General features: G+C 66.0%; 11 protein-coding genes. 3 read left to right on the top strand and 8 right to left on the bottom strand.

Annotated elements, in window-relative coordinates:
• Positions 1-12 precede the first annotated feature (12 nt).
• Positions 13-1,065, bottom strand: a complete 1,053-nt coding sequence (locus tag BM118_RS21625) for an Ldh family oxidoreductase (protein ID WP_092187491.1) — start codon at positions 1,063-1,065, stop codon at positions 13-15.
• Positions 1,066-1,370: 305 nt separating this feature from the next.
• Here BM118_RS21625 and BM118_RS21630 point away from each other — a divergent pair, with 305 nt between their 5' ends.
• Positions 1,371-5,486: a bifunctional diguanylate cyclase/phosphodiesterase gene (locus BM118_RS21630; RefSeq protein WP_177234533.1), complete on the top strand. Its 4,116-nt coding sequence runs from the start codon at positions 1,371-1,373 to the stop codon at positions 5,484-5,486.
• On the opposite strand, the gene BM118_RS21635 is transcribed toward BM118_RS21630, so the two are convergent.
• The 6 genes from BM118_RS21635 to BM118_RS21655 form a co-directional block, all read right to left on the bottom strand.
• On the bottom strand, positions 5,460-5,801 hold the full coding sequence (locus tag BM118_RS21635; protein WP_027547470.1) for a hypothetical protein: 342 nt from the start codon (positions 5,799-5,801) through the stop codon (positions 5,460-5,462). The genes BM118_RS21630 and BM118_RS21635 overlap by 27 nt on opposite strands.
• Positions 5,765-5,983, bottom strand: coding sequence for a hypothetical protein (locus BM118_RS41535; RefSeq protein WP_177234534.1), 219 nt, complete (start codon positions 5,981-5,983; stop codon positions 5,765-5,767). The genes BM118_RS21635 and BM118_RS41535 overlap by 37 nt, the downstream gene beginning before the upstream one ends.
• Before the next feature lie 48 nt (positions 5,984-6,031).
• The gene (gene galE / locus BM118_RS21640) at positions 6,032-7,024 is read right to left on the bottom strand and encodes a UDP-glucose 4-epimerase GalE (protein ID WP_092187493.1); all 993 of its coding nucleotides are present in this window, start codon (positions 7,022-7,024) and stop codon (positions 6,032-6,034) included.
• 19 nt (positions 7,025-7,043) lie between these two features.
• A complete protein-coding gene (locus tag BM118_RS21645) occupies positions 7,044-7,850 on the bottom strand; it encodes a WecB/TagA/CpsF family glycosyltransferase (RefSeq protein WP_092187494.1) in 807 nt (268 codons plus the stop codon).
• The gene (locus BM118_RS21650) at positions 7,843-10,206 is read right to left on the bottom strand and encodes an exopolysaccharide transport family protein (RefSeq protein ID WP_092187595.1); all 2,364 of its coding nucleotides are present in this window, start codon (positions 10,204-10,206) and stop codon (positions 7,843-7,845) included. The genes BM118_RS21645 and BM118_RS21650 overlap by 8 nt, the downstream gene beginning before the upstream one ends.
• Before the next feature lie 285 nt (positions 10,207-10,491).
• The gene (locus BM118_RS21655) at positions 10,492-11,292 is read right to left on the bottom strand and encodes a class I SAM-dependent methyltransferase (RefSeq protein ID WP_092187495.1); all 801 of its coding nucleotides are present in this window, start codon (positions 11,290-11,292) and stop codon (positions 10,492-10,494) included.
• 406 nt (positions 11,293-11,698) lie between these two features.
• Between BM118_RS21655 and BM118_RS21660 the strand changes: the two genes are divergently transcribed.
• Positions 11,699-12,727, top strand: a complete 1,029-nt coding sequence (locus tag BM118_RS21660) for a glycosyltransferase family 2 protein (protein WP_092187496.1) — start codon at positions 11,699-11,701, stop codon at positions 12,725-12,727.
• A gap of 15 nt (positions 12,728-12,742) precedes the next feature.
• On the opposite strand, the gene BM118_RS21665 is transcribed toward BM118_RS21660, so the two are convergent.
• Positions 12,743-13,729, bottom strand: a complete 987-nt coding sequence (locus tag BM118_RS21665; RefSeq protein ID WP_177234535.1) for a glycosyltransferase — start codon at positions 13,727-13,729, stop codon at positions 12,743-12,745.
• Positions 13,730-13,969: 240 nt separating this feature from the next.
• On the opposite strand from BM118_RS21665, the gene BM118_RS21670 reads away from it, so the two are divergent.
• On the top strand, positions 13,970-15,037 hold the full coding sequence (locus tag BM118_RS21670; RefSeq protein WP_177234536.1) for a glycosyltransferase: 1,068 nt from the start codon (positions 13,970-13,972) through the stop codon (positions 15,035-15,037).
• Positions 15,038-15,081: the final 44 nt, after the last annotated feature.

Here is a 15,081-nt window from a genome sequence, read left to right on the forward strand (position 1 = left end):
CTCCGAATTCCGTCAGGAGAGATCAAGGACGGTGTCGAGACGGTACTCCCGCGCCAGCGTGCGCAGCTTCTCCCAGGTGGCATCCTCGACCTCGATGCCGTCACGCAGCCGCTGCTGCGCACGCACGCCTTCGATCTCGCCGGGATAGTAGACGCCCGTGCTGCCCTCGGAGGGCGGGGTCGATTTCAGATAGCGCGCGAACTCGGCGACCTCGCGCTTGAACTCCTTCAGCGGGCGGAACGCGGCGACGTTGAACACCGCCATGAAGCAGCCGTCATTGTGCCGCCCCGTGGGCTCGACGCCGAAGCCGAGGCCGGTGAGCAGGCCGCACAGCACCTCGACCATGGCAGCAAGCCCGCTGCCCTTGTAGCCCTCGGTGCCGCCGAGCGGCAGCAGCGCGCCGCCCTTGCGGTAGTGGGTCGGGTCGGTGGTGTGCCGTCCCTCGGCATCGATGATCCATCCCGCCGGGATCTGCTCGCCGCGGGCCACCGCGAGCTGGATTTTGCCGGCCGCGACCGCGGAGGTCGCCATGTCCAGGTAGAACGGCGCCTCGAGATCGGACGGCACCGCGATCGAGATCGGGTTGGTGCCGAGCCGCGCCTCCTTGCCACCGAACGGCGCCACGTGCTTCGGCGAGCGGCCGGAGTCCGCCGTTGCAATCCCGATCATGCCTTCGCGCATCGCCATCAGCGGATAAGCGGCGAGGCGGCCGACATGGCTCTGCCGGAACACGGTGCAGGCGGCGACATTCGCCGTCTTCGCCTTCTCGATCGTCAGCGCCATCGCCTTGGCGTTGACGTGGAAACCAAATCCCCAATGGCCGTCGATCACGGTGGTGGTCGGCGATTCCTGGACGATGGTCCATTTCGCACCGGGAACGATGTGCCCGGCCTTGATGCGGTCGATATAGGTGGGAACCGCGATCACACCGTGGGAGTCGTGGCCGGCGAGATTGGCGTTGACGCAGCCGGTCGCGACCGCATCGGCCTCTTCCTGAGAAGCGCCGGCTGCCTGGAGCAGTGCGGCGCTGATGCGCGCGAGGCGGTCGGCTCTGACGATCGGCATGGCGTTTCCCCGGTCATCGCCCTTGTCATGATTTCTGGCGGGCGGTTGTTGGGGGCCATCGTCTCAAAGCGCAGGACCGATATCAATCTCCCGTAAACCAATACAGGGCTGCAAATTCGTAAAGAGCGCGCGCCTTTGGTCGAAGATTCGTCCCGCGCGGCGGTATTTTCGATAGTTTGGCGGAGGTCGTTCGCAGCTCGTTCACTTTGATCGACGGTTTGCGGCGCGCAATAACGACCGTTTAGGCGATGGCCGTTCATAAAGTACCCGGGAAAATCAGGCAGAAATGCCCGGGAGCTGAGATCGTGCCGACGACACTCGCGCGCACCTTTGCGGCGTTGAGCGCCATCAACGAAGCGATCCTCTACGCGAAATCGCCGGACGAGCTGTACCAGAAGGTCTGCGACGCCGGGTTTTCGAGCGGGGACTTTTTGGCCGTGGCCGTGTTCCTGGTGGGACCGGACGGACGGCGGCTGCGCTTTGCGGCCGGCTGTGGCGACGACATCCCGCGGCTGCGCTCGATCGAGATCACTACGGACGCCGGCACACCCGAAGGATCGGGCGTCGGCGGCGAGGCATTTCGCGATCAGAAGCTGTGCGTCAGCAACGACTATCTGAACGATCCGCGCTCGCTGGCGTGGCGCGAGGGCGCCGCCAAGGCCCACATCGGCGCGGCCGCGGCGCTGCCGCTGCTCTGCAACGGCAAGAGTGTCGGCGTGCTGTACGTGACCCGCAGTGAAGCCGGCTCGCTGAACGAGCAGATGGTGTCGCTGTTCGAGCGCATGTCGGCCAATATCTCCTATGCCCTCGACAATTTCGCGCGTGAGACGGCGCGGCAGACCAGCGAGCGGGCGACGCGGCGGCTCAACCGCATGTTCGGCGCCATCAGCGCCACCAACGAGGCCATTCTCCGCGCCAAGACCGAGCAGGAGCTCTACCAGCTCGTATGCGATGCCTCCGTGCATGGCGGCAAGTCGCTTGCGACCATCATTCTCCTTCGCGAACCGGGCTCGCACTGGATGATTCCGGTCGCCTCCACGGGACAGAACCTCGAACTGGTCACCCAGGCGCGCTATTCGATCGACCCGGAAAATCCCTACGGCAAGGGCATCTCCGGCGAGGTGTTCCGGACGCAGAAGGCCATCGTCGAGGACGATCTCGCCAGCCGCACCCGGGGAACGCCGTGGGAGCAGGCCAACGTCAACACCGGTGTCGCCGCCTGCGTGGTCGCGCCGCTGATCAAGCACGGCGAAAGCGTCGGCGTGCTTTTGTCCTTCGTCAGCAGGTCGTGGGCCAAGGACGAGGAGGTCGTCGCGCTGCTCCTGCGCATGGCGGAGAACGTCTCGTTCGCGATCGAGAATTTCGGCCGGGAGGCCGACAAGGCCAGGATCGCCGCGGAAGAAGAGCGCCTGGCGCGCATGTATGCGGCGCTGAGCGCCACCAACGAGGCGATCCTGCGCGCGCGGACGCGGGCCGAGCTGTTCGATCTGGTCTGCGAGGCGACGGCGAAGGGCGCCAAGTTCACCTCGGTCACCATCGCGCTCGCCGACCATCGTGCCGAGCTGCTGCGCGTGGTCGCTTGCTATGGGCCGAACGCCGATCAGGTCCGCACCTTCAAGTTCTCCACCTCCGACCAGGTGCCCGAAGGGCGGGGATTGACAGGCTCCGCGTTCCGGACGCGCCTGCCCTCGGTCAGCAACGACGTCATGGACGACGATCGAATCAAGCCGTGGCAGGCCAGCGCCCGCCGCAACGGGATCGCCTCCTCCGCGGCGTTGCCGCTCTTGAATGGCGACCGGGTCGAGGGCGTGTTTCTGTTCAATTCTCCGGAGCGCGGCACCTTCACGCCCGAGTTCGTCGAGCTGTTGCGCAAGCTTCAGGCCAACGTCGCCTTCGCGCTGGAGAATTTCGATCGCGCCGATGAAAAGGCCAAGGCCGAAATCCAGCGAAATCGCCTGCGGGGCATGCTCGAGGCGCTGAGTGCGACCAACGAAGCGATCATGCGGGTGAAGACCCGCGCAGAATTGTTCGAAGTGGTCTGCGAAGCCGCGGTGCTCGGCGGCACCTTCTCCTCCGCAACCATCGCGCTGGTGGACGAAACCGGGCATTACCTCGACATCGCCATGACCAAGGGCGAGAGCTGCTACCAGGTCAAGTCGTGGCGGTTCTCGACGTCGGCAGGAGATCCGGAAGGCCGGGGGCTGACCGGGACCGCGTTCCGCACGCGCACCCCTTGTGTCACCAACGAGCTTCTCACCGACATCCGCACGGCGCATTGGCACCAGATCGCGCGCATTCAGGGCACGAAATCGGGGGCCTGCTTCCCGCTGCTCAGCAATGGCAGCAAGGCGGTCGGCGTGCTGCTGTTCCTCTCGGTTGACGAAGGCGCGTTCACGCCAGACCTGATCCAGCTGCTGGGGCGGCTTGCCGAGAACGTCTCGTTTGCGCTCGACAATTTCGATCGGGCCGAGGAAAAGGCCCGCACCGAGGTGCAGAAGGAGCGCCTGACGCGCATGTTCGCGGCGCTGAGCGCGACCAACGAGGCGATCATGCGGGCGAAGTCGCGCGCCGAGCTGTTCGACCTCGTCTGCCTCGCGGCATCGAACGGCGCCAAGTTCACCTCGACGACGATCGCGCTGGCCAGGGCCGACAGCGACCAGCTCGAGATCGTGGCCGCGGCCGGGCCGTCCGCCGAGACCACGCGCAACGTCCGCCTCTCGATCGACCCCGAGCGTCCCGAAGGGCGCGGGATGAGCGGAACGGCATTTCGCACACGGCAACCCTGCATCAGTAACGATTATCTCAACGATGACCGGGTCGCCGCCTTCCATGCCGTTGTTCGTAACGACCGTGCGCGATCAGGCGCGGCATTCCCGCTGATTGTGCACGACCAGGCCGTCGGCGTCATGATCTACATGTCGACCGAGCCCGACACTTTTACGGGCGAGTTCGTCGAACTGTTGCAGCGTCTTGCCGACAACGTCTCCTTCGCGATGGAGAATTTCGACCGCGCCGACGAGAAGAACCAGGCGGACGAGCGGATCGAGTATCTCGCCTCGCACGACAGCCTGACCAACCTGCCGAACCGCGAGACCTTCAACGGGCTGCTGCGCAAGGCGATCGACGCGGCGCAGCACAACGACCATCGCTTCGCGGTGCTGTTCATCGATCTCGACCGCTTCAAGGTCATCAACGATTCGCTCGGCCACGAGGCCGGCGACCTGCTCCTGCTCGAGGTCGCCGACCGCCTCCGCAACGCGCTGCGCGCAAGCGACGTGGTGGCGCGTCTTGGCGGCGACGAGTTCGTGGTAATCCTCGACCAGTGCGGCGAGATCGACGACGTCCAGCGGATCGCGACCGGATTGCTCGCGGCGCTCGCCGAGCCCATGGAGCTGGCCGGCCACGAGTGTCACACCACCGCCTCGATCGGCATCGCGATGTATCCGGCCAACGGCTCCGACGCGCAGACGCTGACCAAGAACGCCGACATGGCGATGTATCTCGCCAAGGAGGACGGCAAGAACGGCTACCGCTTCTTCTCCAAGGAGGTGAAGACGCAGTCGATCGAGCGGCTGTCGCTCGAAAGCGCGCTGCGCCGGGCGCTGGAGCGCGAGCAGTTTTCGCTGAACTACCAGCCCAAGGTCGACATGGAGACCGGCCAGATCACCGGCGTGGAAGCGCTGCTGCGCTGGGCCCATCCCGATCTCGGCAACGTCTCGCCGGCACAGTTCATTCCGCTCGCGGAAGAAACCGGGCTGATCGTGCCGATCGGCCGCTGGGTGCTGAACGAGGCCTGCGCGCAGGCGATGGCCTGGCAGCGCCGCGGCCTGCTGCCGCTGTCGATGGCGGTGAACCTGTCGCCGCGGCAGTTCGCCGACGAACATCTGCTGCAGGACGTCGACGAGGCGCTGGCCGCGTCCGGCATGTCGCCGGTGCTGCTCCAGCTGGAGGTCACCGAGAGCATGATGATGCGCAATGTCGGGCGCGCGCTCAAGGTGCTCGACGCCATCCAGAGTCGCGGCATTCGCCTTGCCATCGACGATTTCGGCACCGGCTATTCGTCGATGTCGCTGATGAAGCACTTCCCGATCGACACCATCAAGATCGACCGCTCCTTCGTGCGCGACCTGCCGCAGGATTCGGAAGACCAGGCGATCGCACAGGCGATCATCAGCATGGGCAAGGCGCTCGGCATGACCGTGGTCGCCGAGGGCGTCGAGAATGCCGAACAGGAAGCGTTCCTGCGCACCCATGGCTGCGACGAGATGCAGGGTTTTCTGATCTCGAAGCCGCTGCCGGCAAAGCAGATGGCGGAGTTGCTGCGGCCGATGGTTCTGCCGGTTGCGCCGCCGCTCCAGCCCGAGCCGGATCCGGCCGTCACCGAAGCTGCGGCGCTACGGCTGAAACGCGCTGTCGTCTGACGGCTGCGGGTGCAGCTCGCGGACCTCGTGATCCGTGCCTTCGGCCTTGCTCGGAAAATCCTGCGGTTCCGTCAGCGAGGTCTGCTCGACGAACAGCGCGAGGATCGTGCGCGCACCGTCGGCGAAGCTTGCGCCTTCATTCAAGCCGAGCTCGGAGCACCAGGCGGCGCTCATCGGCTCCTGGTCGTCGACCACCGCCATGGCAGGCCCCCACCACCAGGCAGGCGCAGGCGAGCGCTCGTCCTCGGGCACGACATGCCAGCGAACGAACTCATCCATCACGCGCTCGAACTCCAGGCGTGCAGCCTGATGCATGCGGTCGATACTCCCGGAATCCGCGCCCGACGACGGGCCGATGCGCGGATTTGATCGTGGCCTTGACGCTCGGAAAAAGTTGGCTCGCGCAAATTGGCCGAGCCATGCATGCCGACATCATCGTCGGCGATGCCTGAAATGCGGCCGTCAGCGATGCGCCGACGGCGGCGGCGAATAGCCATTCTAGCCGCTTGGAGGCACGGCAGGCAAGGTACGGGTGTTACGGTTGCCTAACGCGACCTGAATGGATGCGCCTTCTGGTGCCAGGCCCAGGCGGTGCGGATGACCGTTGGCAGGTCGGAGTGGCGCGGCACGAAGTTGAGAACTTTTCGTGCGGCGGAGGGGTCGGCGACCAGATAGGTGGGATCGCCGGCGCGGCGCGGCTTGACGGTGTGCGGCACCTCGCGCCCGGTCTCCTGCCTGATGGCGTTGAGGATCTCGCGCACCGAAAATCCGGAACCGGTGCCGAGATTGAAGCTGCCGCCGGCATGTCCCTGTTCCAGCAGCTTCAGCGCCGCGAGATGCGCGGCGGCGAGGTCGGTGACATGGATGTAGTCGCGGATCGCGGTGCCGTCGGGCGTGTCGTAGTCGTCGCCGAACACGGCGAAGTCGACATGGCCCTGGAGCGCCATCATGGCGCGCGGAATGAGATGGGTCTCGTTGTCGCGCAGTTCGCCGATGCCGCCGGCCGGATCGGCGCCGCTGGCGTTGAAATAGCGCAGGCAGAACGCGCCGAAGCCATAGGCCGCGCGATAGTCGGCGAGCATCCGCTCGATCATCCATTTCGACGCGCCATAGGGATTGATCGGCGCGCAGGGGAAGTCTTCCGGCAGCTCCTTGGAATCGGCGTTGCCGTAGACGGCGCCGGTCGAGGAGAACACGATGCGATGGCAACCGGCGTTGCGCATTGCCTGGAGCAGCGACAGCGTGCCCTGCACATTGTTGATGTAGTACTTCTGCGGGTCGGTCATGGATTCGCCGACGAGGCTCGCCGCCGCGAAATGCATCACCGCCGTGACCTTGTGATCGGCGAAGGCGCGCGCCAGCGCCGCGCCGTCGAGAAGGTCGCCGGTCACGAGGGGGCCGGCAACGAAGCTGCGATGACCTGTCGAGAGATTGTCATAAACGACGGGCTGATAGCCCGCGGCGGCCAGCGCGCGGCAGGCATGCGAGCCAATATAGCCCGCGCCCCCTGTGACGAGGACAGTCGGTCGGTCGGTCATGTCGTCTTCTACTCTTCTCTCAGCGGTTGAAGGGCCGTTTGCGGCTGAAGAGAAGATAGAGTGCGCGGGGGTTGGTGGTCAAATAGCGCCAGAACAGGCGGCGTGGCTCGAGCCAGGTGCGCCAGGCCCATTCGAGGCCGAATTTCTGCATCCATTGCGGCGCACGGGCGCGGCTGCCCGACAAAAAGTTGAAAAGGCCGCCCGATGTCTTGATTACGCCAACATTGGTCAGCAGCGGCGTGTATTCCTCCACGAATGCCTGCTCGCTGGGCACGCCGAGCGCGACCCACAGATAATCGGGTGCGAGCGCATTGATCTCCTCGATCTTCGCGCGCAGGGCCTCGCCGCGCAGATAGCCGTGGCTGTGTCCGACGATCTTCAGGTTTGGATACAGATTGCGGACATTCTCGACCGCCGCGGCGTTCTCGTCCTCGCTGGCGCCGAACATGTAGAACGTGCGGCCGACCGTTTCGGCCTTGCGCGCGACGACGTGGAACAGGTCCGTGGTCGCGACGCGCTCGGGCAGCGGGAACCAGGATTGCAGCTTCGAGGCCGCGACCAGGGGCTGGCCGTCGGCGTTGATCAGGTCGGCGCCGCGGAACAGGCGTTCGGTCTCCGGCTCGGTCGAGCAGCGCGCCAGCACCTCGCCATTGGCCGAGGTCAGGTGCAACGGACGGCCGATGCGATTGTCAGGATCGGTCGCCTCGATCATGAAGTCGGCGGTCGCTTCCAGGTCGAGCGCGGCCATGCGAAGGCCGCCGACGGTGATCCGCGGCACGTCGGCGGTTGCGGCCCGGCCGTCCAGATTGACGCGGCGCTCAAGCATATTGTCTGCCTCGCTGGCGCGCCTGGGTTGCGGGGGCGAGTTCGTCGAGCACGACGCCGACGAGCTTGCGCTCGGCGCGGCCGAGCGTGTTCAAGATCTCTTCCAGGCTGTCGTTGATGTCGAGGCTGGTCGGCAGCACCGCCACCAGTGCGTCGGCGTCGTCGAGCAGCTTGCGGCCGCCGGCCGGGAGCGGCATCGCGGGGCCGTCGAGGATCACGAGGTCATAGCCGCCGGCGGCGCGCGCCTGCGAAATCGCCTTGCGGATGGCATCAGTCGCCTTGCCGGCGTCGCCTTCGGCGGCCGGCAGCACCGAGATGCCGTTCACCGTCTTGATCTCGCGCGCGGCCTTGCTGCCGATCGAGAGCCAGCCGAGTGCGCTCGGCTCGCTCTTGCCGGGAAGGTTGATCTTGCTCGAGAGCGAGCGTGCCTGATGGTCGGCATCGATCATCAGGACGCGGGCACCGTCGCGCGCGGCCGCGAGCGCGAAATTCAGCGCGGTCACGCTGCGTCCGGTGGTCTCGCTGGCACCAACGAGCGCGATCACCGGCATCGCCTTGCCGCCGGCACGCCGGGCGACCGCGGCGCGCATGTCGCGCCAGGCATTGAGCAGCGTCGTCAGGGGAAAGCCGGGGCGCAGCGTCGGCCAGCCCAGCCGTGTCAGATCAACGCCGCCGCCGGTGGCGAGAATGGCACCCAGCGTGTGGATGACGTCGGCCTCCTGCAGGCGTGCGATCAGCGGCTTTTCGATCAGGGGCCTTTCGACCATCGCGGGCTGCAGCGATGGCGCGGCGAGTTCCGGCAGAGCCTGCGCGACTTCCGGGGTGCGCGATGCCTGCTGAGGCGGGGCACTCTCCGAAGTCCGGCTCGTCTCTGGAGCCCGCGGAGCTTGCGGCGCCGGCGTGCGTTCACGGCGGGCCGGCGTGGGTGCGCCAGCGAACAGGAGCTCGGCGGCGACGAACCAGCTCGAAGCCGCGAGCGCGCCGAAGATGAAGCCGATCATGGCGAACAGGCTCATCGCCGGCGGGAACGAGCGCCGCTGCGGCACGGTGGCCTCGCCGATGATGCGGGCGGCCGACGTGTTCAGGCTCTCCTGCTCCTCGGTCTCGCGCGAGCGCTTCAGGAAGGATTGATAGACGTCGCGGCTGGCATCGGCCTCGCGCTCCAGCTCGCGCAGGCGCACGGAGGCCTGGCTGAGCTGCACGCTCTGCCGCTTCTGCGCCTCCAGCGCCCGGTTGAGCGAGGCTTCAAAGTCGCGGGCGCGCGTCAGATCGTTCTTGGCCGACTGGGCGAAGCGATCGATCTCCTCGCTGATGGTCCGCTTGAGATCCTCGACCTGCTTCTCGGTCTGGCGCAGCGCCGGATGGCGCGGGCCGAGCTCGCCGGCCTGCTCCGCATATTTCTTGCGGGCATCGGCATATTGCGCGCGCAGGTTCGCGATGGTTGGCGATTGCAGCGCTTCCGAATTCGCGCCGGCATCGGCAGCGGTGCGCCGGCTCGCCTCGATCTGGTCGAGCCGGGCCTGCGCATCCATCGTCGCCGCGCGGGCCGCGGAAAGCCGCTGGTTGCTGGCGGAAAGCTGCTGGTCGCTGATCAGCGCGTCCTGGGTGCCGACGAAATTGTTCTGGGCCTTGTAGGTCGCAAGCGCAGTCTCGGCGTTGCGCAGCCGCTCGCGCAGCTCCTTGAGGCGGCCGGACAGGTCGCTGGTGGCGCGCCGGGCGGCCAGCGCCTGCGAATTGCGCGAATCCGCCAGATAGACGTTGGTCAGCGTGTTGGCGAGCATCGCAGCTTTCGCCGGATCGGTCGACCAGACCTCGATGTCGACGATGAAGCTCTTCTCGGTCTTGCGGATCGTGATGTGCCGGTTCAGCGCGTCGAGCGCCGCGAGCTGCACTTCCCTCGTCTCCGCGGTGGAGGGCGCGCGGGGCTGAAGCCCGATCAGGCCGAGCAGCGACGACATCAGGCTCCTGACGTCGCCGCCGCCGCCGAATTCGGGGTCCTTGTCGAGACCAGCCTGCTGGATCACCTGGAGCAGCACGCTGTTGGAGGTGATCAGGCGCGCCTGGCTTTCCACCACCATGGACATGCCGGAGACGTCCTGGGCGCGCGGCGTGAGTTCGCGGTCGACCAGCTGGAGTTCGCGCGGGTCGACATAGAGCTGGGCGGTGGCGGTGTAGCGGGGCGTCACGCTCTTGCCCACGGTGACGGCAAGCGTCGCGCCGAGCAGGGCTGCGGCCGCAATCGCGATCTTTCGCCGCCAAAGCAGGCTGACCAGCTCCAGCACGCTGAAGCCGGCCTCGGATCTCTGCTGCGGGGCTTCCGGTCTGGCTCGATCTATCGGCTGGTTATAGTCAAGCATGATCCCCAGCTTCCATTCCAACTGCCGCGGGCTGAGGGGGTACTCTTCGCTTCTTGCCACGCACCCGGGATATAGGTGCCCAATCAACGCAACAGGGAAAATTAACCATACGCATTGAGGGACTATTCACCGAAATGGCAAACAAAGCGTTTAAGCGCACGCCGTTGCTCAGCGCGTCACCGTGACACGCGCGATGTCGGGGTCCCCCAGAGATTAACGGTTCGTTACCGGGCGCAGCATGGCCGCGAGTCTCCGCCCGTCCTGCGATTGCCTGCGCCATGATCGTCAGCTTTTCCGCAGGATGACGTGATAATCGCCGCGGCGAACGTCGGTGCCGGGCGGGAGCACGGCGTTCAGCATTGCGGCGCCGGCATCGACCAGAGCTGCGAACAGCGGCTTGCGCCGGCGCATCTCGGGATAGCGCGGACTCTCGACCTCACGGCGGTAGATCATTTCGAGGCCATTGGCGGCCGCGAACGCTTCGAGCCGCGGCAACGTCACCAGCGGATGGAAGAAGGTCGGGAATGGCGGCTCGCCGGGCAGGCCGGCATCCTTGATGCCGCGGATGTGCCGGTAGAACCAGACGTGGAACCAGTGCGGCGAGTATTTGGTGACGACGCCGGACAGCGAGCGCGGATTGGGTGCGCCGATCAGGATCATCCCGCCGCGCTTGAGTGCGTCGCGAAAGTTCAGGAGGGCAGCGTCGACGTTGGGCAGATGCTCGATCACGTTGTAGCAGATCACGAGATCGAAGGTTTCGCGGCCGAAGGCGTAGGTCTGCACGTCGCCGAGGATGGCTTCGTCCGCGTAGGTGTTGTTGCGGACCTGGTCCTCGTCGATGTCGACGACGGTGACCCGGCTGCGGCTCGGGAATTCCGGCGGCAGAACGCTGCACGAGCCGCCGCCGGCTTCATAGATGGCGAGCCGGCCCTGCGGCAGTTCGCGGCGCAATACGTCGTGGACGGCGACTAGGCTGTCGCGGGCTTCGCCGGGGACCAGATCGTGCAGCGCCTGGGCTTGTGCGGTCGCCGCGGGGATTTGGATTGCCGTGGCTGTCGCGAAATCGATCGTGGCTGGCTTGTTCATATTTTCTGACCGCGCTTGTTCGACTCAAATTTACAGGAAAAATCTCGCATCCCCGAAGAGCAAAACTGATGCCGCGCCACTTCACCGGTCGCGGTGCTTACGGTCCGGTTAATGCGCATGGGCGTTAACTACAGCATCGTCCGTATCGCGCCGTCCGCGGAGGATGGACTGCGAATTGCAGTACCACGCGTGCATGGATTTGCAGGGAAAACACCCGAAAGCGGTTAAGCGCATGGCGGCAGGTCTGCATCGTCGAGAGATCCGCGGAATGGTGCCGTTTCGCGCCTCGATCCGGCTGTTCACTTTGGCACGCATCTGTCCCGTGGCACTGTGCCCTCACGGGACGGTACCGGCTCATGCGATTGACGCAGGGCTTTTTCAACATATCTCGGGCATCTAGAACGCCATGACGCTGATCCCGACAGACCTGTCCGCCAGCCGGCTCTCGGATGCCGTGCGCGATCCCAGCCGGGAGATCGCGGCGAGTTCTCGCGTCATCGACCTGTCGGTCGGCATTGTCGTCTGCATTCCCTGCTTCCGCCGCCCGCAGCATCTGCGGCTGACGCTGGAATCGCTGGCGAGCCAGCGAACCCCGCGTTCCTTCGCTGTCGTCATGGTGGAGAACGATGCCGCGCGGCGCGAGAGTGCGCCGGTTGCCGCGGAGTATCTCGCCGCCGGCCGGCTCCAGGGCATCTGCCTTGTCGAGCAGCGGCAGGGTAACTGTCAGGCGATCAACGCTGCGTTCGAGACGGCGCAGGCGCTGTTTCCCGCTGCGACCCGCTTCCTGATGATCGACGACGACGAGATCGCCTCGCCCGACTGGCTGGAGCTGATGGTTCGCACCGCGGAGGCGACCGGCGCCGACGTGGTCGGCGGGCCCGTGCTGCCCGTGTTCGACGACGACAGCCAGCCCTGGCTTTCGCGTCATCCCGCCTTCCGCCCCGCCTACGACTACAGCGGCGCGGTGCCGCTGATCTATGGCTGCGGCAATTGTCTGATCACGCGTGCGGCGTTCGACCGCCTCGGCAGTCCGGCCTTCGATCTGCGCTTCAATTTCCTCGGCGGCGGCGATTGCGACTTCTTCGTGCGTTGCCGCGATGCCGGCATGACATTCCACTGGACGACGGAGGCGGTCATCACCGAGACCGTGCCACAAAGCCGCACCAGTCTCGGCTGGATCGCAAAGCGCGGTGTGCGCATCGGCGCGATCAATTACCGTGTGCAGTACAAGACCGCGCAGGGCGTGGCGGCGCGGGTGCGGGTGTTTGCGCAGATGCTCGGCCGGCTGCCGCTGTCTTTAGTACGCGCGGTCCGCCTGCTGACGACGTCGAAGGCCGTCGTCGCGATGCATCCCGTGATGGTCGCACTCGGCTCCTTGCTGGCGGCGCTCGGCATCGAGCCGAAGCCCTATGAGGCCTCGAAGATCGTGTCCTGACGGCATGGTGGCGGGCTAGATGCCAAAGCAGGCGAGGGCGACCCTGAGCGCGGAGCGCGGCAGCGGGTTGAGCGAGCGGCGGCCGACCATCCCGAGATAGGTGAAGGCCTCGCGATATCTGCCGAAGCGGACCGCCTGCATCGCCGAATAGGTGACGAGATGGATCTCGGCCGCCTGCCGCAGCCGGGCTGCCGTGCCCTCGGGCAATCTCGCCAGGATCAGTCCGTCGTCGAAGACCCGCGCGATCGCGGGGAAGAAATCCTGCGGTGTCCGTATCGCCGCGTTCATGGTGTTGGCCGTGTGCAGGCGATAGTCGAGCAGAAGCTTTGGTGCGAACTCGAACTCGCCGATCGCGGCAAGGCGGCACCAGCAGTGCCAGTCCTCGCAATATCTGAGGGAGGTGTCGAAGCCGCCTATGGCGCGGAAGGCCTCCGCACGCGCGAGCGCGATGCCGCCATTGACGATGAAATTGCCGGCCGCGAGCCGCGTCAGCACGTCGCCGGAGGGCTTGCGGCGTCCTTTCAAGAGGTTGCGCCTGCCGATCTGCCGTCCCTCGCTATCGATCGTGTTGTAGTCGCCGTAGACGAGGACGGCGCGCGGAGCTCCGCGCGCTGCCGCCAGCAGTGCTGCCACCGCGCCGGGGCGCATGCGGTCGTCGGCATCGAGGAAGAGCAGCCACTCGCCGCTGGCATGCCGCGCGCCGAGATTGCGTGCGGCGGATACCCCGGCGGAATCGTTGGTCATCAGGCGCAGCCGCGGGTCGCGAATGGCGCGGACGATCGCAATGGTGTTGTCGGTCGAACCGTCGTCCACGACGATCACCTCGGTCACCTCGCCTTGCGCCAGTGCGCTGGCGAGGGTTTCGCCGACATAGGCTGCAACGTTCTTGGCGGGAATGACGACGGACACCGATGTGGTCGAGCCCACCGGCAGCGGAAGGCGCGCCGGCGTCGCCACGCGTGAGCTGACCGGTAAATCGAGAACGTCTTCGGCGGTGATCAAGCTGCGGCTCGTCTTTAAGAATCTGTTAACCAGGGCGCATCTGCAGACGCGATCGATCGCAACCTTGGCCGCCGCGGATGATACTCGCATTACGGCGAAATCGTTTCTCGGAAGGCCCGCGCGAGGCCGGTTTCGCAGAATAACGTTAAGCCGCCGGCATTAAGCCTGTGGCAAATTTGGAGGAGTGCGACAGCCGGTCCCATGCGAGAATGCGCATCCGGCTGCCGCGGATGGATTCCAGTGCCCGCAACGACATTCGACTACGATCCCGACGACATGGTCCTCAACCTCTTCTACGAGGACAAGGACGATCGCTGGTTTCCCGGCGACCGGCATCTGCGGCGCATGGCGCGCCGCATGCTGCTCGGCGAGCCGCGCATGAGCGGGCAGCTTCGCGTGTTCCTCAATCTCTGCGCAGGGCTCAATCGACTCGGCATCCGCTACCGCGTCAACGACTACGGCTACATCGCGCAACATCCCGAGGAGGTCGCCTGCATCATCGGTCGCACCTTCCTGCTCGACAAGTTCGCGTGGAAGAATCCGATCCTGCTCGGCGTCGCCGCCCACAATCATCCGCTCGACGACCCCGACCTGTTCAGGCGCCTGCCGGTGAAGAAGGTCGTGGTGCCCGGCCCGTGGTACGTCGACATGTACCGGCCGTATTGGCCCGACACGGAGGCCTGGCCCGTCGGCATCGATACGGATCTCTGGGCGCCGTCGCGCGCCTCGCAGAAGGCCGTCGACGTGCTGATCTACGACAAGGTCCACTGGGACCGCGAGCGCTATGCGCCGGAGTTGATCGAGCCTGTCCGCGCCCGGCTCCTCAAGGAGGGGCGCTCGTTCACGGAGCTGCGCTACGGCAGCTACAAGGAAGAGGACTATCAGGCCGCGCTGGCGCGTTCGCGCGCGATGATCTTCCTGTGCCAGAACGAAAGCCAGGGCATCGCCTATCAGCAGGCGTTGTCCTGCGGCGTGCCGGTGTTCGCCTGGGACCCTGGCGGGCCGTGGCGGGATCCCGATTATTATCCGCATCGGGTGAAGTTCGAGCCGGTGTCGTCGGTGCCGTACTGGGATCACCGTTGCGGCGCCAGGTTCGCCGACACCGCCGGGTTCGAGGCGGCATGGGACGATTTCTGGACCGGCTGCGCCGCTGACACGTTCGATCCGCGCGGCTTCGTGCTCGACAATCTCACGCTGGAACAGCGGGCGCTGCAATATTACGAGATCGCGCGAAGCGTGGCGCGGCAGCAGAAGGTGTCCGACGCATCCGGCCTGCTGGTTGACGGATGGTTAACGGGGACGGGCTAAGACTTGGCGCTTGCTTCCCCGGGTTCACTAGGCCGGCCTTGAGC

This window comes from Bradyrhizobium sp. cf659 (genome assembly GCF_900113725.1).
GTDB lineage: Bacteria > Pseudomonadota > Alphaproteobacteria > Rhizobiales > Xanthobacteraceae > Bradyrhizobium.